A 19454-nucleotide genomic window follows, 5' to 3' on the forward strand; every position below is an offset into this window, starting at 1 on the left:
TGGCTTTTAACACACTGTTGAGTTCTCAAGAAACGGACGCGTACTTCCTCACCAGAACCCGTTCCCGGATCCCCGCTCAGAGGCGTTCATTTCGTATTCTTAATCTTAGCAGGCCCGCCGATTTCGTGTCAAATCCGGAGACTTGAACAAACCGGGCCAAACCTGTCTAGGATTGGATGCCCGCTTCCGAGGCAACCCTCGTAACTTACCGTGTCATCCGGCACTTGTCGAATCAACCGATTATTCGGCGTGCTTCGGGCGCCAGAGGACAACCCATGCCAAAGCGCGTTGAAGCGCCTCGACCGAGGTGGCTTGTCATCTCAAGGGGCTTGTCCTGGGGCCCGTCCGCCTGATCGGCGTCCGGCTCGCTCCCGGGACGAAGTGAAAGATTAGGTCGCGATCCACGACACGTCAAATCGACGGACGGGAGCGTGGCGGAGCGCGGGATGAGTGTGCTCGTCACCGTGTGCTGCGCGAGCCATCGTCGGCGAGGGCGGGCTCGCAGCGAGGGGTGGCGATTGGCGGTGGGAGGGGGTGATCAGCGAGTTCGAAGGGGGTTGGAGAAGGGTGGTAGGAGGTGAGAGTGCGGTCGGCCCGATGTGGCGGAGGCAGTGGGGTGGGGTGGCTCGTTGGGGGTCTTGCGGGCGGGGAGCGGGAGAGACTGCAGTACTTGCTGCTCTGAGGTGCGGGGTTGTGTTCTGTGGCCGGTGCTCCAGCGCGTTCGCGACGAAGGCAGTGACGGGCGCGTGGAGGCGGTGATGAGGTCAGGTCGCTCGGACGGTTGTCGGGTCCAGAGTGCAGGGCGGGGGTTCGGAGGGGCGCGTATTCTGCCCCGGTGACCACTGCCGCCACAATTGCCCCCTCGGTTCGACCTGCGACCCGTCTGCGTTCCTCTGCCCCTTGGTGGATGGCTTTGGTCGCGGGGGCGGTGGCGTTCTCGGGGACGGGGGCGGCCACCCTGAACGGTGACGAGCTGGCCACCATCAGCGCGGCTTCCCGGTCACTGGCGGGCTTGTGGGAGTTGGCCCGGAACATCGACGGGCACTTCCTGCCGTACTACCTGTTCATGCACTTCTGGATTAAGGCCGGCACGGCTGAGCTGTGGTTGCGGCTGCCGTCGGCGGTGGCGATCGGGGTGGCGGCCTGGTTCCTCGCCGACCTCGGAAGGCGGCTGCACAGTGTGCGGGCGGGCGTGATCGGGGCGGCGCTGTTCGCGATCCTGCCGTCCGTCTCCTATTACGGGGCTTTCGCCAGGTCCTACGCGTTCGCGGCGGCCGCGGTGGTGTTCTCGTTCTGGGCGCTGCACCGGGCGGTGGAGCGGCCGAGCGGGCGGAGGTGGGTGGCGTACGGGGTGGCGGTGGCGCTGGTGTGCTGCACGCATCTGTTCGCGGTGCTGGCGGTGCCCGCGCACCTCGCCCTGGCGCGGCGTGGGGTGCTGATGCGGATGGCGGTGGCGCTGGGGATCGGAGGTCTGCCCGCGGTCGTGCTGGGACTGGTCGGGTTCGGGGAGCGACACGCGATCAGCTGGATCCCGCAGCGGGGGCCGGAGGTTTGGCTCAAGTTCCCGAAGATGGCGGCGGGCTCGACCGGGGCCGGGGTGCTGCTGTTCGCGGTCGCGCTGGCCGGTGCGGTGGTGCTCTGGAAGTCGACGGCGGGCCGTGATCAGGTGCGCGACGACGGGAGCCGGCCGGCGGGGGCTCGTCAGGCTCGGGGGCAGGGTGACGGGTCCGCGGAGCCTGACCAGGTGTGGGGGCATGGTGACGGTTCCGCGGGGCCTGACCGGGTGCGGGGGCTGGATGACGGTTCTGCGGGGGCTGAGCGGGTGCGGGGGGAAGGTGACGGTTTCGCGGGGCTTGATCCGGTGGCCGGGGAAGGTGGTCGGTGGGCTGTTGCGGGGGTGGGGTGGCTGGTGTTGCCGCCGCTGCTGCTGCTCGCGGTCTCGCAGCTGGTGACGCCGGCGTACGTGGACCGGTACCTGTTCGTGACGGCGCCCGCCCTCGCGCTGCTGGCGGGGGTGGCTGTGGCGGGGGTGCCGCGGTTCCCGGTGCCGGCGGGGGTGGCCCTCGTGCTGGTGGGGGGTCTGCTCGCGGCTTCCGAGCATGTGACGGTACGCGAGGAGAACGGGCGGTTCGAGAACATCCCGTGGGCGTTGCGAGTGGTCAAGGCGGAGCCGGAGGACGCGATCGTGTACGGGCAGAGCCAGCTCCGGGCCGGGTTCGACTACTACGCGGACGCGGCGATGCCGGACGACGTACTGAAGACAGGGGACGTGCCGGACGCCGACGGGTTCGGCTACCCCGAAAGGTCGGAGGTCGCGGCGGCGTTGAAGGGGCGCGACCGGGTCTGGGTGGTGTGGCGGGGCACCAAGCAGGCGGGGTTGCAGGGCGACTCCGTGCCGCGGGTGGCGCAGGTGAGGCAGGCGGGGTTCGAGCCCGTGTCGGTCAAGCACTCGGCGGATCTGCCGGGGCTGACGGTGGCCCTGTTCGAACGGAAGCCAGAACGGAAACCAGCACGGACGCCGACGCGGACGTCAGCCCGGAAATAGGACAGAGGGGCCTCCCGGGGCGCCGCCTCGCCATGCGGCAGTGGGCCTCCTTGGGGGGCCGCCTCGCCATACAACAGGGTGGGCCTCGCAGGACCCGCCCGGCCATGCGGAAGGCGGGCCCCGGAGGGCCCGCCTCGCCGGTGGGGATCAGGCGACCTCGACGCCGCCGATCGACTTCTTGCCGCGGCGCAGGACCATGAACCGGCCCGCCAGCAGGTCGGACGCCTCGGGCACGTACGCCTCGTCGGTGATCTTGACGTTGTTCAGGTAGGCGCCGCCCTCCTTGACCGCGCGCCTGGCCGCCGACTTCGACTCGACCAGCCCGCTGTCGGCCAGCAGGTCGACGAAGGACGCCCCGAGCTCGGCGACGGTGGCCTTGGGGACCTCCGCCAGGGCGGCCTCCAGCGTGGCGGCGGGCAGGTCCTCCAGCGACCCCTGTCCGAACAGCGCCTTCGACGCGGCCATGACCGCTTCCAGCTCGGCGCGGCCGTGGAGCAGCTCGGTGAGGTCTTCGGCCAGCGTGCGCTGGGCCTCGCGGGCGAAGGGACGCTCGGCGACCGCCTTCTCCAGCTCTTCGATCTCCTCGCGGCTGCGGAACGTGAACACCTTCAGGTAGTGGATCACGTCCCGGTCGTCGGAGTTGAGGAAGTACTGGTAGAAGGCGTACGGGGAGGTCATCTCGGGATCGAGCCAGAGCGCGCCGCCCGCCGTCTTGCCGAACTTGGTGCCGTCGGCCTTGGTGATCAGCGGCTGGGTCAGGACGTGCACGTGGCCGCCCTCGATGCGGCGGATCAGGTCGGCGCCCGCCGTGATGTTGCCCCACTGGTCGCTGCCGCCGATCTGCAGGGTGCAGTTGTAGCGGCGGAACAGCTCCAGGTAGTCGTTGGACTGCAGGATCTGGTAGCTGAACTCGGTGTAGCTGAGCCCCTCCCCCGCGAGCCTGGCCGAGACCGACTCCCTGGCGAGCATGCGGTTGACCGGGAAGTGCTTGCCGATGTCGCGCAGGAAGTCGATGGCGCTGAGCTCACCGGTCCAGTCGAGGTTGCTGACCAGGCGGGCCGGGTTGGACTCCGCGTCGAAGTCGAGGAACTTGCCGACCTGGCCGCGCAGGCGCTCCACCCACTCGGCGACGATCTCGCTGGAGTTGAGCGAGCGCTCGGTGTTGCGGCCGCTCGGGTCGCCGATCAGGCCGGTGGCGCCGCCGACCAGGCCGATCGGGTTGTGCCCGGCGAGCTGCAGGCGGCGCAGCGTGAGCAGCGGCACGAAGTGGCCGATGTGCAGGGACGGCGCTGTGGGGTCGAAACCGGAATAGACCGTGATCGGTGCCTTGGCCATGGACGCGCGTAGGGCGTCGAGGTCGGTGGACTGGGCGATCAATCCTCGCCACGCGAGGTCGTCGATGATGTCGGTCACGGTGATGTGGCTTCCCTGAGTCGGAGTCGGTGCCTTTAGCCTGCCCGATCGGTGTGCCGGCGCGCCACTTGGATACGCTCGGTGTCCATGTGGAGGGTCCGTCGCGAGCTGGCCGTTTTCAAGATCTTAGGGGCTCTGGCGTGCGCCGGGCTCGCCGTCTTCTGGTGGGTGGCCGGGGACGTGCGCGGGGTGATCCTCGCGGTGCCGGCGGCCGTGCTGGTGGGCGGGATGGGGCTGCGCGACGTGCTGGTGCCGGTGCGGCTGTCGGCCGACGCGGACGGGATCACGGTGGTGCACGGGTTCGCCGGCCGGCGGCACGTGCCCTGGGCGGCGATCGAGGACGTCACGGTGGACGTGCGCAGGCGGTTCGGGCTGCGCAGCGAGATGCTGGAGATCGACACCGGCGACCACCTGCACGTCTTCAGCGCTCACGAGCTGGGCGTCTCCCCCACGGAGGTGGCCGCGGAGCTGCGCCGGCGCGGCACGTGAGCCCGGTACGGCGAGACGGTCGGGTCGCCGTCGATCCAGAACCGCCACGGGGTCTCCTTGGCGGTCGAGACGCCGGTGCGCGGGCCTGACCTGATCGTGCCGGGGTCGGCGGGCCGGCCTTCCAGCACGGCGGCCGACCCGTGGGGCAGGCCGGTGAGCCAGGTCGCGTGCTCCGGCCCGTGACCAAACCGCCCGGAGTGCCTGGTCAGGGGATCGAGGGCGGCGGGTGCGCCTTCCCAGATCGCGTCGAGGCCGTTGTGCTCGCGCAGCAGGCCCAGCGCGACGGCCAGCCGGGCGGGGCCGCGGGCGAGGTCACGGTCCGGGACCCGCCCGCCCCGGCCGCCGGTGGGGGTGCGGCGGGTGCGGGCCTCGTCCAGGCCGGCGACGATCTCGCCGGCGCGGACCAGCACGGCCGAGCCGTGGCCCTCGGGCAGGCAGACGAGGTTCGCGCAGAAGTGCATGCCGTAGGTGAAGTACACGTACAGGTGGCCGGGCGGGCCGAACATGACGGCGTTGCGGGGGGTCCTGCCGCGGTAGGTGTGGGCCGCCGGGTCCTCGCCGGGGCCGCCGTACGCCTCGACCTCGGTGAGCCGGACGGCGACCGGGCCGTGCACGAGGACGCGTCCGAGCAGGTCGGGCGCGACCTCGTGCGAGGGCCGGTCGAAGAAACTCCGCGGCAGCGGCGCGGCGCTCAGTTGCCCGAGGCCCATGCCGCCTGCGCGTCGACCGCCTCGCGCAGGGCGACGAGCTGGTCGCGTACGCGGTCGGGCGCGGTGCCGCCGTGGGCCTTGCGGGCCGCGAGCGCGCCGGGCACGTTGAGCACGTCGCGGACGTCGGGCGTCAGGTGCGGCGAGACCTTGGCCAGCTCGTCGTCGCTCAGGTCGCCGAGGTCCTTGTCGTTGACCTGGCACCAGACCACCAGGTGGCCGACGGCCTCGTGCGCGTCGCGGAACGGCACGCCGCGCCGCACCAGCAGCTCGGCCAGGTCGGTGGCCAGGGCGAAGCCGTCGGGGGCCGAGGCCTCCATGCGGGCGGTGTTGACGCGCATGGTCGCGACCAGCCCGGCCATCGCGGGCAGGACGAGCAGCAGCGTGTCGACCGAGTCGAACACCGGCTCCTTGTCCTCCTGCAGGTCGCGGTTGTAGGTCAGCGGCAGGCCCTTGAGCGTGGTGAGCATCGACATGAGGTTGCCGATCAGGCGGCCGGACTTGCCGCGGGCCAGCTCGGCGACGTCGGGGTTCTTCTTCTGGGGCATGATCGACGAGCCGGTGGAGTAGGCGTCGTCCATCTCGATCCAGCGGAACTCCTGCGAGGCCCACAGGACGATCTCCTCGCCCAGCCGCGACAGGTGCACGCCGATCATCGCCGCGTCGAACAGGAACTCGGCGGCGAAGTCGCGGTCGGCGACGGCGTCCATCGAGTTGGGCGCGGCGGCGGAGAAGCCGAGCTCCTCGGCCACGGCCTGCGGGTCGAGCGGCAGCGAGGAGCCCGCCAGGGCGCCGGAGCCGAGCGGGGAGACCGCGGCGCGCTTGTCCCAGTCGGTGAGGCGGTCGATGTCGCGGGTGAAGGCGTGGACGTGGGCCAGGAGCTGGTGGCCGAAGGAGACGGGCTGGGCGTGCTGCAGGTGCGTCATGCCCGGCGCGGCGGTCTCGGCGTGCTGCTCGGCCTGGGCCATCAGCGCGGTCTCCAGCTCGACCAGGCGGGAGACGATGCTGCGCACGTGGTCGCGGAGGTAGAGGCGCAGGTCGGTGGCGATCTGGTCGTTGCGGCTGCGGCCCGCGCGCAGCTTGCCGCCGAGCGAGCCGAGCCGCTCCAGCAGGCCGCGCTCCAGCGCGGTGTGCACGTCCTCGTCGGCCACGGTCGGGCGGAACTCGCCCGCCTTGCAGGCGGCCTCCAGGTCGTCGAGCGCGCCGATCATGCGCTCGAGCTCCTCGTCGCTCAGCAGCCCCGCCCTGTGCAGCACGCGGGCGTGCGCCCTGGACGCCGCCAGGTCGTACGGCACCAGCCGCCAGTCGAAGTGCACGCTCACCGACAGCCGGGCCAGCGCGTCGGACGGACCGCTCTCGAAGCGCCCGCCCCACAGCCGCATCGGCTTGCCATCACTCACCGTCATCTCCTCCATTTCCCACGCGACCATAGTGCAACTCAGCCCTTCTTTGCGTCAGGGGCGGCCGCGATCCCGGCGACCGGTTCAGCCACGCCGGTCCGCCACGCGCAGCAGCGCCTCGGCGACGGCCTGGCCGCCCGCCGGATCCCGGCTGATGACGAGGATCGTGTCGTCGCCCGCCACGGTGCCGAGGATCGACTCCCAGTCGGCGTGGTCGATGGCGGAGGCGAGGAACTGGGCGGCGCCCGGCGGGGTGCGGACCATGACCAGGTTGGCCGAGGCCTCGGCGGCCACCAGCAGTTCCTCGGCGATGCGGTGCAGCCGCGCCGCCGGGGTCTCGCCGCCGCCGCCCGTCCTGGTGAGCGGGATGCGGTCGCCGCCCTCGCCGGGCAGCGCGTACACCAGGGAGCCGTCGTCGGCGCGCAGCTTGAGCGCGCCGAGCTCGTCCAGGTCGCGGGAGAGGGTGGCCTGGGTGACCTCGACGCCGCTCTCGGCCAGCAGCTTGGCCAGCTCCGGCTGGGAGCGCACGGCCTTGCGCTGCAGCAGGTCGGTGATCTTCGCCTGCCGCGCGGCCTTGGTCATCGGGATGGTCATCCGCGGGTCACCAGCCAGTGGAGCAGGGCCTTCTGGGCGTGCAGCCGGTTCTCCGCCTGGTCCCACACGACGCTGGCCGGCCCGTCGAGGACGTCGGCGGTGATCTCCTTGCCGCGGTAGGCGGGCAGGCAGTGCAGGACGATCGCCTCGGGCGCGGCGTGCTCCAGCAGCCCGGCGTTCACCTGGTACGGCGCGAACGCCGCCGCCCGCTCCTGCTCGCCGCTCTGTCCCATGGACACCCACGTGTCGGTGGCGATCACGTGCGCCCCCTGGACGGCGGCGGCCGGGTCGGTCATCGCGGCCACCGATCCGCCGGTCCTGGCCGCGACGGCGGCGGCCTGGCCGAGAATCACGGCGTCGGGCTGGTAGCCGGCCGGGGCGGCGATCCGTACGTGCATGCCGGCCGTGGCGCCGCCGAGCAGGTAGGAGTGGGCCATGTTGTTGGCGCCGTCGCCGACGTAGGTCAGCGTCAGCCCGGCCGTGCCGCCCAGCCGCTCGCGGACGGTCTGCAGGTCGGCGAGGATCTGGCAGGGGTGGAAGTCGTCGGTGAGCGCGTTGACGACGGGCACCGCCGAGGCGGCGGCCATCTCCTCGACGAGTCGCTGCCCGGTGGTGCGCCACACGATGGCGGCCACCTGGCGGTCGAGCACGCGGGCGATGTCGGCGGTCGGCTCGCCCCTGCCCATCAGCACCGCGACGTTGTCCACGACGAGCGGCAGGCCGCCGAGCTCGCCGATGCCGGTGTGGAAGGAGACGCGGGTGCGGGCCGAGGGTTTGTCGAACAGGACGGCGACCGTCTTCGGGCCCTCGAACGGCCGGTAGCCGAACCGGTCCTTCTTCATCGCCGCGGCCAGGTCGAGGACCTCCGTCTGCTCCTCCGGCGTCAGGTCGTCATCCCGCAAGAAGTGCCTGGTCACGCCGACGCCTCCTCGAGGATCGCGGGGAACGCCTCGACGAAGGCGGTCACCTCCTCGTGGGTGACCACGAGCGGCGGCGCGAGGCGTACGGCGTCCGGCTGGAGGGCGTTGACCAGGAAGCCCGCCTCGGCGGCGGCCTGCTGCACGCGCGCGGACCGCTCCTCCGTCAGGACGGCGGCCAGCCACAGCCCGCGCCCGCGCACGCCCTTCAGCAGCGGGTGGCGGACGGCCTCCAGGCCGCCGCGCAGCCCGGCGGCGACCGACTTGACGTGGTCGAGGTCGAGGTAGTCCAGCACGGCCAGCGCCGCCGCGCACGAGACGGGGTTGCCGCCGAACGTCGAGCCGTGGTCGCCCTTGTCGAACAGCCGGCCGGCCTCGCCGAACCCGACGCACGCGCCGATCGGCAGGCCGCCGCCGAGGCCCTTGGCCAGGGTCAGGATGTCGGGGGTGACGCCGTCGGCCTGGTGGGCGAACCAGTGGCCGGTACGGCCGATCGCCGACTGGATCTCGTCGGCGACCAGCAGCGCGCCGGTGGCGTCGCAGATCTCGCGGGCGGCCTCGAAGTAGCCCTCGGGCGGCGGGACGACGCCGGCCTCGCCCTGCGTCGGCTCCAGGAACACCGCGATGCAGTCGCCGGTCACCGCCTCTTTGAGCGCGTCGGCGTCGCCGTACGGGACGAAGCGCACGTCGACGGGGAACGGGCCGAACTGGTCGCGGATGGCCTTCTTGCCGGTCAGCGACAGGGCGCCGATCGTGCGGCCGTGGAAGCCGTTCTCGGCGGCCACGAAGTAGGAGCGGCCCTCACGCTTGCCGTACTTGAGGGCGAGCTTGTAGGCGGCCTCGTTGGCCTCGGTGCCGGAGTTGGCGAAGAAGATCCGGGCGGGCGCGTTGAGCAGGCCGAGCAGCCGCTCGGCGAGCAGCACCTCGGGCTCGTGCAGGAACAGGTTGCTGGTGTGGGCGAGCGTGGCGACCTGCTTGGAGACGGCCTCGACCAGGGCGGGGTGGGCGTGGCCGAGCGAGCTGACCGCGATGCCGCCGATGAAGTCGAGGTACTCCTTGCCGTCGACGTCCCAGACGCGGGTGCCCTCGCCGCGGGCCAGGGCGATCGGGGGGACGCCGTAGTTGGGCATGAATGCCTGCTCGAACCGCTCGTGGAGGCTCATGAGGGCATCACCATGGTTCCGATTCCTTCGTTGGTGAAGATTTCCAGCAGCATCGAGTGGGGCACGCGGCCGTCGAGGACGTGCGCCTGGGGCACTCCCCCGCGCACGGCGGTCAGGCACGCCTCCATCTTGGGGACCATGCCGCTGGACAGCGTGGGCAGCAGCTTCTCCAGCTCGTCGGCGTCGAGCTGGTCGATCACGTCGGTGTCGTCGGGCCAGTTGGCGTACAGGCCCTCGACGTCGGTGAGGACGATCAGCTTCTGCGCGCCGAGCGCCACGGCCAGCGCGGCGGCCGCGGTGTCCGCGTTCACGTTGTAGATCTCTCCGTCGACGCCGGCGGCGACGCTGGAGACGACCGGGATGCGGCCGTCGTCGATCAGCGCGCGCACCGCGCCCGGATCGACCTTGACGATCTCGCCGACCTGGCCGATGTCCACCGGCTCGCCGTCGACGAGCGCGGGCTTGCGCTCGGCGGTGAACAGGCAGGCGTCCTCGCCGGACATGCCGACGGCGAACGGGCCGTGCCGGTTGACCAGGCCGACGATGTCGCGGCCCACCTGGCCGACCAGGACCATCCTGACGACCTGCATGGCCTCGGGCGTGGTGACGCGCAGGCCGGCGGTGAAGGTGGACTCGATGCCGTGTCTGTCGAGGGCGCTGCTGATCTGCGGGCCGCCGCCGTGGACGACGACCGGGCGCAGGCCGGCGTGGTGCAGGAACACGACGTCCTCGGCGAAGCCCTCCTTGAGGGACTCGTCGGTCATGGCGTTGCCGCCGTACTTGATGACGACGGTCGCGCCGTGGAAGCGGGTCAGCCAGGGCAGCGCCTCGATCAGCGCCTCGGCCTTGGTGGCCGCGGTGACGGCCCTCACGAGGAGTACGCCGAGTTCTCGTGGACGTACTCGGCGGTCAGGTCCGTGGTGTGGATCGTGGCGCTGTGGCGGCCGGCCGACAGGTCGATGGTGATCGTCACGTCCCTGGGGCGCATGTCGACCTTGGAGCGGTCGTCGCCGACGGAGCCGTCGCGGCAGATCCAGATGCCGTTGATGGCGACGTTGACGCGGTCGGGCTCGAAGGCGGCCTTCGTCGTGCCGACGGCGGCCAGGACGCGGCCCCAGTTGGGGTCCTCGCCGTGGATGGCGCACTTGAGCAGGTTGGATCGGGCGACGGTGCGGCCCACCTCGACGGCGTCGTCCTCGCAGGCGGCGCCGACGACCTCGACGGCGATCGCCTTGGAGGCGCCCTCGGCGTCCACGAGCAGCTGCCTGGCCAGGTCGGCGCAGACCTCCTGCACCTTCTGCCCGAACTCGGCCAGGTCGGGCCTGACCCCGGCGGCGCCGCTGGCCAGCAGCAGCACGGTGTCGTTGGTGGACATGCAGCCGTCGGAGTCGAGCCGGTCGAAGGTGGTCGCCGTGGCGGCGCGCAACGCCGTGTCGAGCTCCTCGCTGGTCAGGTCGGCGTCGGTGGTGATCACGCAGAGCATGGTGGCCAGGGCGGGGGCGAGCATGCCGGCGCCCTTGGCCATGCCGCCGACCATGTAGCCGTCGGCCCGCTTGAAGGAGATCTTGGAGACGGTGTCGGTGGTGCGGATGGCGTCGGCGGCGGCCAGGCCGCCGTCGCGGGAGAGCTGGCCCGCGGCGGTCTGGACGCCGGTCAGCAGGGCCTCCATCGGCAGCCGCTCGCCGATCAGGCCGGTGGAGCAGACCGCGATCTCGCCGGCGCTGTCGCCGATGACCTCGGCGACCTTCTCGGCGGTGGCGTGGGTGTCCTGGAAGCCCTCGGGGCCGGTGCAGGCGTTGGCGCCGCCGGAGTTGAGCACCACCGCGCGCAGCCGCCCGCCCGCCAGGACCTGCTGCGACCAGAGCACGGGAGCGGCCTTGACGCGGTTGGCGGTGAAGACGCCCGCGGCGGCGCGGCTGGGCCCGTCGTTGACGACGAGGGCCAGGTCGCGGGCGTCGCCGGACTTGATGCCGGCGGCGATGCCCGCGGCCCGGAAGCCCAGTGGGGCGGTGACACTCATGGAGCAACTCCTGTCAGGGGAAGGCCGAGCTCTTCCGGCAGGCCGAGGGCGAGGTTGACGCTCTGGACGGCGCCTCCGGCCGTGCCCTTGGTGAGGTTGTCGATGGCGATGACGGCGACCACGCGGCCGGCGCGCTCGTCGAGCGTCACCTGGAGGGCGGCGGTGTTGGCGCCGTACGTCATGGAGGTGGCCGGCCAGACGCCCTCGGGCAGGAGCCGGACGAACGGCTCGGCCTTGAGCGCGACCTCGTAGGCGGTGCGCAGCGACTCGCGGGTGAGGCCGGGGGCGGCGGGGGCGGTGCAGGTGGCCAGGATGCCGCGGCTCATGGGCGCCAGGGTGGGGGTGAAGGAGACGCGTACGGGGGCGCCGGCGACGGCGGACAGCCCCTGCTCCATCTCGGGGGTGTGGCGGTGGACGCCGCCCACGCCGTACGCGCTGACCGAGCCCATGACCTCGCTGCCCAGCAGGTGGGGCTTGGCCGCCTTGCCCGCGCCGCTGGTGCCGCTGGCGGCCACCACGACGACGTCGGGACCGGCCAGGCCCGCGGCGAAGGCGGGCCACAGGGCCAGCAGCACCGAGGTCGGGTAGCAGCCGGGGACGGCGACGCGCCGGGCCGTGCGCAGCACCTCGCGCTGGCCGGGCAGCTCGGGCAGGCCGTAGGGCCAGGTGCCGGCGTGGTCGCCGCCGTAGAACTCCTGCCAGGCCGCGGGGTCGGCGAGCCGGTGGTCGGCGCCGCAGTCGACCACGATCGTGTCCTCGCCGAGCTCGGCGGCGACGGCGGCCGAGTGGCCGTGCGGCAGCGCGAGGAAGACCACGTCGTGCCCGGCGAGCACGCCCGGCGTGGTCTCCTCCAGAACGCGGTCGGCGAGCTGCGGCAGGTGCGGCTGGTGGGCGCCGAGCAGGCTGCCGGCGCTGGAGGCCGCGGTGAGCGCGCCGATCTCGAACTCGGGATGGCCGAGCAGGAGGCGGAGCAGCTCACCTCCGGCGTAGCCGCTGGCTCCCGCGATCGCTGCTCTCATCCGGCCCTCCTGCATAACTATGCACCCTGTCTCATGACCTTGCTTGTGAAGATGATGCACTCAAGAGGATGATTATGCAAGCCGGGACGGCCCGCGCCGGTGACGGGTCCATGTCCCAGTCCTTTCCAGGCCAATCCCAAGTGGCGGGCGGGATGCTGCCGGGCATGAGCGACTTCCTGCCCGATCTCACCTTCGTCACCCCGTCGCGCGGGCCCGGTCCCGGGCCGTTCGGGCGCGCCGTCATCGTGCTGCTGTGGGTGGGGATCTGCGTGCTGCCGGCGGTGCTGTCGGTCCAGGACTTCCGGCTGGCCACCGGGCGGACCGGCACGCCGGGGACGCTGACCGTGCTCTCCTGCGCCGACCTGGGCCAGGGGCGTTACGACTGCAAGGGGCGGTTCACGCCCGACTCCGGCGGCCCGTCCGTCCCGGTGGACGCCTCCCCCGACTCCGCGGCGGGCGACGTGACGCGGGCGCAGCTCACGCCCGAGGGCGACCGGGCGGCGCCGGCCGGGACCAGGGGCGTGCTGGCCGCGATGGCCCTGCCCGCGGTGGGGCTGGGCGGGATCGGGTTCCTGCCCTACGTGCTGCTCTACTGGGCCGGGGCGGGGCGGCGGGCCAGGCGGGCGGCCGTGGCGGCGGGCTGCGTGGTCACCGCCGCCGGGGCGCTGCTGATGGTCGTGGGGGTGGTGGCGGCCTACTCGTGAGGCCGCCACCCGGGCTCACCTGAGGAAGGCGGCGGCGACGCCCGCGTCCACCGGGACGTGCAGGCCCGTGGTGTGGGTCAGGTCGGAGCCGGTGAGCGCGTAGACCGCGGCGGCCACGTGCTCGGGCAGGACCTCGCGCTTGAGCAGGGTGCGCCGGGCGTAGAACTCGCCCAGGCGCTCCTCCTCCACGCCGTACACCGCCGCGCGGTTGGCGCCCCAGCCGGAGGCGAAGATGCCCGAGCCGCGCACCACGCCGTCGGGGTTGACGCCGTTGACGCGGACGCCGTGCTCGCCCAGCTCGGCGGCCAGCAGGCGGACCTGGTGGGCCTGGTCGGCCTTGGCCGCGCCGTAGGCGACGTTGTTCGGCCCGGCGAAGACGGCGTTCTTGGAGGAGATGTAGACGATGTCCCCGCCCATCGCCTGATCGATCAGCACCCGGGCGCATTCGCGGGAGACCAGGAACGAGCCGCGCGCCATCACGTCGTGCTGCAGGTCCCAGTCGTCCAGGCTGGTCTCCAGCAGGGAGCGCGACAACGACAGGCCGGCGTTGTTCACCACCAGGTCCACGCCGCCGAAGGCGAGCACGGCGGCCCGTACGGCGGCCACGACCTGCTCCTCGGAGGTGACGTCCACCTCCACGGCCACCGCGACGTCGGACGCCCGGTACGCCCCGGCCCCGATCTCGGCGGCGACCTTCCCCGCGGCGGCCTGGTCGCGGTCGGCGAGCACCACGCACGCGCCCTCGGCGGCCAGCCGCCGCGCGGTCGCCGCGCCGATGCCCGAGCCCGCGCCGGTGACCAGCGCCACCCGCCCGGCCAGCGGCTTCGGCTTCGGCATCCGGCGCAGCTTGGCCTCCTCCAGCTCCCAGTACTCGATCCGGAACTTCTCCGACTCCGGGATGGGCGCGTAGGCGGAGACGGACTCGGCGCCGCGCATGACGTTGATCGCGTTGACGTAGAACTCGCCGGCCACGCGGGCGGTCTGCTTGTCCTTGCCGAAGGAGAACATGCCGACGCCGGGCACCAGCACGATCGCCGGGTCCGCGCCGCGCATCGGCGGCGAGTCCGGGGTGGCGTGGCGCTCGTAGTAGGCGGTGTAGTCGGCGCGATAGGCGGCGTGCAGCTCGCGCAGCCGGGCGACCGCCTGGTCCAGGGGCGCGTCCGGCGGCAGGTCCAGGACCAGCGGGGCGACCTTGGTGCGCAGGAAGTGGTCGGGGCAGGACGTGCCGAGCGCGGCCAGGCGCGGGTGCTCGGCGCGGGAGAGGAAGTCCAGCACCTCCGGGGTGCCGGTGTAGTGGCCGACCTGCCGCGCGTCGGAGGAGGCCAGCCCGCGCACGACCGGCAGCAGCGCGGCGGCCCGCGCGTGCCGTTCGTCCTCGGGCAGCGGCTTGTGGAGCACCGGCCCGAAGGGGTCGGGACGGCCGTTCGCGGCCAGGTACTCCTCGGCGGTGCGGATGATCTCCAGGGAGCGGGCCTCGCACTCCTGCGAGGTGGCGCCCCAGGCGGTGACGCCGTGGCCGCCGAGCACGCAGCCGATGGCCTGCGGGTTGGCCTCCTTGACGGCGGCGATGTCCAGGCCGAGCTGGAAGCCGGGCCGCCGCCACGGCACCCACACCACGCGGTCGCCGAAGACGCGCCGGGTCAGCTCCTCGCCGTCGCGGGCGGTGGCCAGGGCGATCCCGGCGTCGGGGTGCAGGTGGTCCACGTGGGCGGCCTCGACCAGGCCGTGCATGGCGGTGTCGATCGAGGGGGCGGCGCCGCCCCTGCCGTGCAGGCAGTAGTCGAAGGCGGCGACCATCTCGTCCTCGCGCTCGACGCCGGGGTACACGGCGGCCAGCGCGCGCAGGCGGTCCAGGCGCAGGACGGCCAGCCCCGCCTCCTTGAGCGTGCCGAGGTCGCCGCCGGAGCCCTTGACCCAGAGCAGGTCGACGTCCTGGCCGGTGACCGGGTCGGCGGCGCGGCCCTTGGCGGAGGTGTTGCCGCCGGCGAAGTTGGTGTTGCGCGGGTCGGCGCCCAGGCGGTGGGAGCGGTCCAGGAGCTCGTTGATGACGTCCATGATGGTCAGGCCCCCCAGCCGGCCTGCGTGCCGCCGACGCGCTCGGCAGCGATTTTCTCGAAATATCCGGACTTGGCGTACGCGGCCATCGGGTCGGGCGCGAGGCCCGTCTCCTCGCGCAGTTCGGCGAGCAGCGGCCGCACGTCGGTGTTGTAGGCGTCCATGAGCACGGCGTTCGCGCCCAGCACGTCTCCCCCGGCCTGGGCGGCGGCCAGCGCGTCCCGGTCGACGAGCAGCGCCTTGGCCGTGGCCTCCTGGACGTTCATGACCGAGCGGATCTGGCCGGGGATCTTGGGCTCGATGTTGTGGCACTGGTCGAGCATGAACGCCACGCCCGCCGCCAGACCGCCTCCGCGCACGACCTCGTACATGATGCGGAAGAGCTGGAACGGGTCGGCCGCGCCCACCATGAGGTCGTCGTCGGCGTAGAAGCGGGAGTTGAAGTCGAAGCCGCCGAGCTTCCCCTCGCGCAGCAGGAACGCCACGATGAACTCGATGTTGACGCCCGGCGCGTGGTGGCCGGTGTCCACGACGACCTGCGCCTTGGGGCCGAGCCTGAGGCAGTGGGCGTAGGCGGTGCCCCAGTCGGGCACGTCGGTGGTGTAGAAGGCGGGCTCGAACAGCTTGTACTCCAGCAGGAAGCGCTGTCCCTCGCCGAGCCGGGCGTACACCGCGGACAGGGCCTCGGCCAGGCGGTCCTGGCGGGCGCGGATGTCGTCCTGGCCGGGGTAGTTGGTGCCGTCGGAGAACCAGAGCTTGAGGGTGTCCGAGCCGGTGGCGTCCATGATGTCCACGCACTCCAGCAGGTGCGCCAGCGCCTTGCGGCGGACCGCCGGGTCGGGGTTGGTGACGCTGCCGAGCATGTAGGCGTCGTCCTGGAAGACGTTGGAGTTGATCGCGCCGATGCCGACGCCGAGCTCGCGGGCGTGGGCGGCCAGGTGGCCGTAGTCGGCCACCTTGTCCCAGGGGATGTGCAGGGCGACCGTGGGCGCGACGCCGGTGTGGGCGTGCACCTGGGCGGCGTCGGCCAGTTTCTCGTACGGGTCGCGCGGCACGCCCCGCTGCGCGAACACCTTGAACCGGGTGCCGCTGTTGCCGTACGCCCACGAGGGCGTCTCGATGTGCAGCGCGCGCAGGGCGGCCTTGATGTCAGTGGTCATGACTTCCCGATCAGTCCAGGTGGAACACTTCGTCCAGCGGCCGCATGCCCTCGTCGGGCCGGCCGTCGAGGTCTTCGAAGAAGGGCGCCATCTCGGCCTGCCAGCGGGCGTTGACCTCGGTGGCCTCCATCGCCTTCCTGGCGGCCTCGAAGTCGGCGGTCTCCAGGTAGCCGACCAGCAGGCCGTCGGCGCGCAGGAAGAGCGAGTAGTTGTGCCAGCCGGCGCGGCGCAGCGCGTCGAGCATGTCCGGCCAGACGGCCCGGTGGCGTTCGCGGTACTCCGCCAGCCGCTCGGGACGGACCTTGAGCAGGAAGCAGACGCGTCGCACGGTCACCCCTCTTCAAAACGTTTTAATCTGTCGCGGAGGAAACTACGATCACACGGGGACGCTGTCAATGCGTCGCCCGGTCAGATCGGTGGCACTGGCCAACCTCACCGTTGGTACGTTTTAATGTGGCGCCATGGCCATGGTCAGCATCAAGGACGTCGCCGCCCGCGCCGGCGTCTCCCCCGGGACGGTCTCCAACGTCCTGAACAGACCGGCGAAGGTCGCCCCGGCGACCCGCGAACGGGTGGAGGCCGCGATCCGGGAGCTCGGCTTCGTCCGGCACGGCTCGGCCTCGACCCTGCGCGCCGGCCACAGCAGGACGATCGGCCTGAGCGTCATCGACATCGGCAACCCGTTCTTCACCGAGGTCGCCGCCGGGGTCGAGGACGTCGCCAGCGAGCTGGGTTACGCGGTGATCCTCGGCAACTCGGCCGGCTCCCCGGACAAGGAGGAGCGCAACCTCGGCGTGCTGGCCGAGCAGCGGGTGCGCGGCGTGCTGATCACCCCGTCCGGCGAGGACCCGGCCCGGCTGGACCGGCTGCGCGAGCGCGGCATCAGCGTCGTGCTCGTCGACCATCCGGCCCACCGGCCCGACCAGTGCGCGGTCGCGGTGGACGACGTCGCGGGCGGCCGGGCCGCGGTGCGGCATCTGCTGGCCAGGGGCGGGAAAAACGTCGCGTACGTGACCGGGCCGCTGACCATCCGGCAGTGCGCCGAGCGGCGGCGGGGCGCGGCGCAGGCGCTGGCCGCCGCCGGGCTCGACCCCGCCTCGCTGCGGGTGGTCGGGGCGGCCGCGATGACCGCCCGCGCGGGCGAGAAGGCCGCCGCCGACCTGATGGCGGACGGCCTGCCCGAGGCCGTGTTCTGCGCCAACGACCTGCTCGCGCTGGGCGTGCTGCGGGCCCTGCTGCGGGCCGGGGTGCGGGTGCCCGACGACGTGGCGCTGATGGGCTACGACGACATCGAGTTCGCCGCCGCCTCGGCCGTGTCGCTCAGCTCGATGCGGCAGCCGACGTACCAGCTCGGCCGCATCGCCACCGAGCTGCTGCTGGACGAGTGCGACAACCCGGCCGAGCACGCCCACCAGCACATCATGTTCCAGCCCGAACTGGTCGCGAGGGAGTCCACCCAATGAGCCGATTCGCCGCCGTGGACCTGGGGGCCTCCAGCGGCCGGGTGCTGGTCGCCGACCTGTCGGACGGGCTCGCCACGTCCGTGGTCCACCGCTTCCCCAACGGCCCGGTCCGCCTGGCCGGCCGCCTCCACTGGGACGTCCTGGGCCTCTACCGCGAGATCCTGGCCGGTCTGCGCGCGGCCGGGCCGGTCACCTCGATCGGGGTCGACTCCTGGGCCGTCGACTACGGCCTGCTGGACGAGACCGGCGCGCTGCTCGGCAACCCGGTCCACTACCGCGACGACCGTACGCGGGGGGTGGCCGGGCAGGTGGCCGAGCTGATCGGGGCCGAGGCGCTGTACGCGGTGTCCGGGCTGCAGGTGCTCCCGTTCAACACGATCTACCAGCTCCTGGCCGACCGGCTGGACGGGGCCGCGACGATGTTGCTCGTCCCCGACCTGATCGGCTACTGGCTGACCGGCGAGATCGGCGCCGAGGTGACCAACGCCTCGACCACCGGCCTGCTCGACGTGCGCACCCGGTCCTGGGCGGTGCCGCTGATCGACCGGCTGGGCCTGCCGGAGGGGATCTTCCCCCGGTTGCGGCAGCCGGGCGAGCCGATCGGCGGGGTGCGCCGCGACGTCGCGGCGGAGATCGGCTTCTCGGCGCCGGTGCGGGCGGTGGCCTCGCACGACACCGCCTCGGCCGTGGCCGCCGTGCCGGCCGCCGGGCCCGCGTTCGCCTACGTCTCGTGCGGCACCTGGTCGCTGGCCGGGGTGGAGCTGCCCGCCCCCGTGCTCACCGAGGCGGGCCGGGCGGCCAACTTCACCAACGAGGCCGGGATCGACGGCACCGTCCGCTACCTGCGCAACGTCATGGGGCTGTGGCTGTTGCAGGAGTGCCTGCGGGCCTGGCCCGGCTCCTCGCTGGACGACCTGCTGGCGGCGGCGGCGCGCGAACGTCCGTTCGCCGCCGTGGTGGACCCCGACCTGCCGGTGTTCCTGCCGCCGGGCGACATGCCCGCGCGGATCGCCGCCGAGTGCCGCCGCACCGGGCAGCGTCCTCCCTCGACGCCGGCGGGCATCGTCCGCTGCGTGCTGGAGAGCCTGGCGCTCGGGCACCGCAACGCGATCCGGCAGGCGATGGAGCTGTCCGGCCGCGAGGTGGAGGTCGTGCACCTGGTGGGCGGCGGGTCGCGCAACGAGCTGCTGTGCCGGTTCACCGCCGACGCCTGCGGGCTGCCGGTCGTGGCCGGGCCGGCCGAGGCGACCGCGCTCGGCAACGTCCTGGTGCAGGCGCGCACGGCCGGGCTGGTCGCCGACCTGGCCGGGATGCGCGCGCTGGTGGCCGACACGCAGGAGTTGCGCCGGTACGAGCCCTCCGGCGACGCCGCCGCCTGGACGGAGGCCGCTGCCCGCCTGGCCTGACGCCGACTGTCCCCCCAAGTACGCCTTTGACCTGGGACTTCGGGTTTCCTCCTGCCTGCGAAGGGGAGGACCGGAACCGGGGGGCACGGGCGCCGGGGGGAACGATGCCGAGCAAGGAGCGGGTGCTGCGGCTGCTGTCGCAGGGGCTGGACTACGCCGAGATCGCCAGGTTGCTGGGCGTGCCCGCGGGGCGCGCGTACCTGATCGCGACGGGCGTGCCGGCCGACGGGAGCGACGCGGTGGCACGCCGGCGCGGGCGGCCGGGCCTGCTCGCCGGGCGTACCCAGCACCTGGTCAACCCGCGCGAGGTCGGGCCGGTCGAGCGCGGCGACGTGCGCGCCTGGATGCGCGAGCGGGCCTGGAGCGACCGGCGCATGCGCCAGACGGGCGCGTGAGCGG

General features: G+C 72.7%; 18 protein-coding genes. 6 read left to right on the forward strand and 12 right to left on the reverse strand.

Features of this window, described 5'->3' with window-relative positions; translation table 11 throughout:
* Positions 1 to 907 precede the first annotated feature (907 nt).
* On the forward strand, positions 908 to 2545 hold the full coding sequence (locus ACIBK9_RS46175) for a glycosyltransferase family 39 protein (protein ID WP_397165385.1): 1638 nt from the start codon (positions 908 to 910) through the stop codon (positions 2543 to 2545).
* Between the two features lie 147 nt (positions 2546 to 2692).
* Here the strand turns inward: ACIBK9_RS46175 and tyrS are convergent, their stop codons facing one another.
* Positions 2693 to 3958 carry a tyrosine--tRNA ligase gene (tyrS, locus tag ACIBK9_RS46180; RefSeq protein ID WP_352330051.1) on the reverse strand — a complete coding sequence of 422 codons (1266 nt, stop codon included), beginning with the start codon at positions 3956 to 3958 and terminating at the stop codon, positions 2693 to 2695.
* 87 nt (positions 3959 to 4045) lie between these two features.
* Here tyrS and ACIBK9_RS46185 point away from each other — a divergent pair, with 87 nt between their 5' ends.
* The gene (locus ACIBK9_RS46185; protein WP_352330053.1) at positions 4046 to 4447 is read left to right on the forward strand and encodes a PH domain-containing protein; all 402 of its coding nucleotides are present in this window, start codon (positions 4046 to 4048) and stop codon (positions 4445 to 4447) included.
* Here ACIBK9_RS46185 and ACIBK9_RS46190 read toward each other — a convergent pair.
* From ACIBK9_RS46190 to argC, 8 genes are all read right to left on the reverse strand, one after another.
* Complete coding sequence (locus tag ACIBK9_RS46190; protein WP_397165388.1) at positions 4387 to 5157, reverse strand: DNA-3-methyladenine glycosylase; 771 nt, start codon at positions 5155 to 5157, stop codon at positions 4387 to 4389. The two genes, ACIBK9_RS46185 and ACIBK9_RS46190, sit on opposite strands and share 61 nt — an antisense overlap.
* Positions 5139 to 6560, reverse strand: coding sequence for an argininosuccinate lyase (argH, locus tag ACIBK9_RS46195; RefSeq protein WP_358285899.1), 1422 nt, complete (start codon positions 6558 to 6560; stop codon positions 5139 to 5141). Before argH ends, ACIBK9_RS46190 begins: the two co-directional genes overlap by 19 nt.
* A gap of 78 nt (positions 6561 to 6638) precedes the next feature.
* Positions 6639 to 7148 (reverse strand): arginine repressor, encoded by a 510-nt coding sequence (locus ACIBK9_RS46200; RefSeq protein WP_352330310.1) that lies wholly within the window; start codon positions 7146 to 7148, stop codon positions 6639 to 6641.
* Positions 7145 to 8065 (reverse strand): ornithine carbamoyltransferase, encoded by a 921-nt coding sequence (gene argF, locus ACIBK9_RS46205; protein WP_397165391.1) that lies wholly within the window; start codon positions 8063 to 8065, stop codon positions 7145 to 7147. The genes ACIBK9_RS46200 and argF overlap by 4 nt, the downstream gene beginning before the upstream one ends.
* Complete coding sequence (locus ACIBK9_RS46210) at positions 8062 to 9228, reverse strand: acetylornithine transaminase (RefSeq protein WP_397165392.1); 1167 nt, start codon at positions 9226 to 9228, stop codon at positions 8062 to 8064. Before ACIBK9_RS46210 ends, argF begins: the two co-directional genes overlap by 4 nt.
* The gene (gene argB / locus ACIBK9_RS46215; RefSeq protein ID WP_364340797.1) at positions 9225 to 10100 is read right to left on the reverse strand and encodes an acetylglutamate kinase; all 876 of its coding nucleotides are present in this window, start codon (positions 10098 to 10100) and stop codon (positions 9225 to 9227) included. Before argB ends, ACIBK9_RS46210 begins: the two co-directional genes overlap by 4 nt.
* Positions 10097 to 11248 (reverse strand): bifunctional glutamate N-acetyltransferase/amino-acid acetyltransferase ArgJ, encoded by a 1152-nt coding sequence (argJ, locus tag ACIBK9_RS46220; protein WP_397165394.1) that lies wholly within the window; start codon positions 11246 to 11248, stop codon positions 10097 to 10099. The genes argB and argJ overlap by 4 nt, the downstream gene beginning before the upstream one ends.
* Positions 11245 to 12267 (reverse strand): N-acetyl-gamma-glutamyl-phosphate reductase, encoded by a 1023-nt coding sequence (argC, locus tag ACIBK9_RS46225; protein ID WP_397165396.1) that lies wholly within the window; start codon positions 12265 to 12267, stop codon positions 11245 to 11247. Before argC ends, argJ begins: the two co-directional genes overlap by 4 nt.
* A 164-nt stretch (positions 12268 to 12431) precedes the next feature.
* On the opposite strand from argC, the gene ACIBK9_RS46230 reads away from it, so the two are divergent.
* Positions 12432 to 12971 carry a hypothetical protein gene (locus tag ACIBK9_RS46230; RefSeq protein WP_397165398.1) on the forward strand — a complete coding sequence of 180 codons (540 nt, stop codon included), beginning with the start codon at positions 12432 to 12434 and terminating at the stop codon, positions 12969 to 12971.
* A gap of 15 nt (positions 12972 to 12986) precedes the next feature.
* On the opposite strand, the gene ACIBK9_RS46235 is transcribed toward ACIBK9_RS46230, so the two are convergent.
* Genes ACIBK9_RS46235 through ACIBK9_RS46245 form a run of 3 tightly spaced genes read right to left on the reverse strand, consistent with a single transcriptional unit; the run spans position 12987 to position 16514 of the window.
* Positions 12987 to 15026: a bifunctional aldolase/short-chain dehydrogenase gene (locus tag ACIBK9_RS46235; protein ID WP_397165399.1), complete on the reverse strand. Its 2040-nt coding sequence runs from the start codon at positions 15024 to 15026 to the stop codon at positions 12987 to 12989.
* Between the two features lie 5 nt (positions 15027 to 15031).
* The gene (rhaI, locus tag ACIBK9_RS46240; RefSeq protein ID WP_387665220.1) at positions 15032 to 16186 is read right to left on the reverse strand and encodes an L-rhamnose isomerase; all 1155 of its coding nucleotides are present in this window, start codon (positions 16184 to 16186) and stop codon (positions 15032 to 15034) included.
* Positions 16187 to 16196: 10 nt separating this feature from the next.
* Positions 16197 to 16514, reverse strand: coding sequence for an L-rhamnose mutarotase (locus ACIBK9_RS46245; protein WP_397165401.1), 318 nt, complete (start codon positions 16512 to 16514; stop codon positions 16197 to 16199).
* Positions 16515 to 16647: 133 nt separating this feature from the next.
* Here ACIBK9_RS46245 and ACIBK9_RS46250 point away from each other — a divergent pair, with 133 nt between their 5' ends.
* From ACIBK9_RS46250 to ACIBK9_RS46260, 3 genes are all read left to right on the forward strand, one after another.
* Positions 16648 to 17649, forward strand: coding sequence for a LacI family DNA-binding transcriptional regulator (locus tag ACIBK9_RS46250; protein WP_397165403.1), 1002 nt, complete (start codon positions 16648 to 16650; stop codon positions 17647 to 17649).
* A complete protein-coding gene (locus ACIBK9_RS46255; RefSeq protein WP_397165405.1) occupies positions 17646 to 19055 on the forward strand; it encodes a rhamnulokinase family protein in 1410 nt (469 codons plus the stop codon). The genes ACIBK9_RS46250 and ACIBK9_RS46255 overlap by 4 nt, the downstream gene beginning before the upstream one ends.
* 104 nt (positions 19056 to 19159) lie before the next feature.
* A complete protein-coding gene (locus ACIBK9_RS46260) occupies positions 19160 to 19450 on the forward strand; it encodes a hypothetical protein (protein WP_352364948.1) in 291 nt (96 codons plus the stop codon).
* The last annotated feature ends 4 nt before the right edge of the window (positions 19451 to 19454 follow it).

It is taken from the genome of Nonomuraea sp. NPDC050227, from assembly GCF_044459705.1.
Lineage (GTDB): Bacteria > Actinomycetota > Actinomycetes > Streptosporangiales > Streptosporangiaceae > Nonomuraea.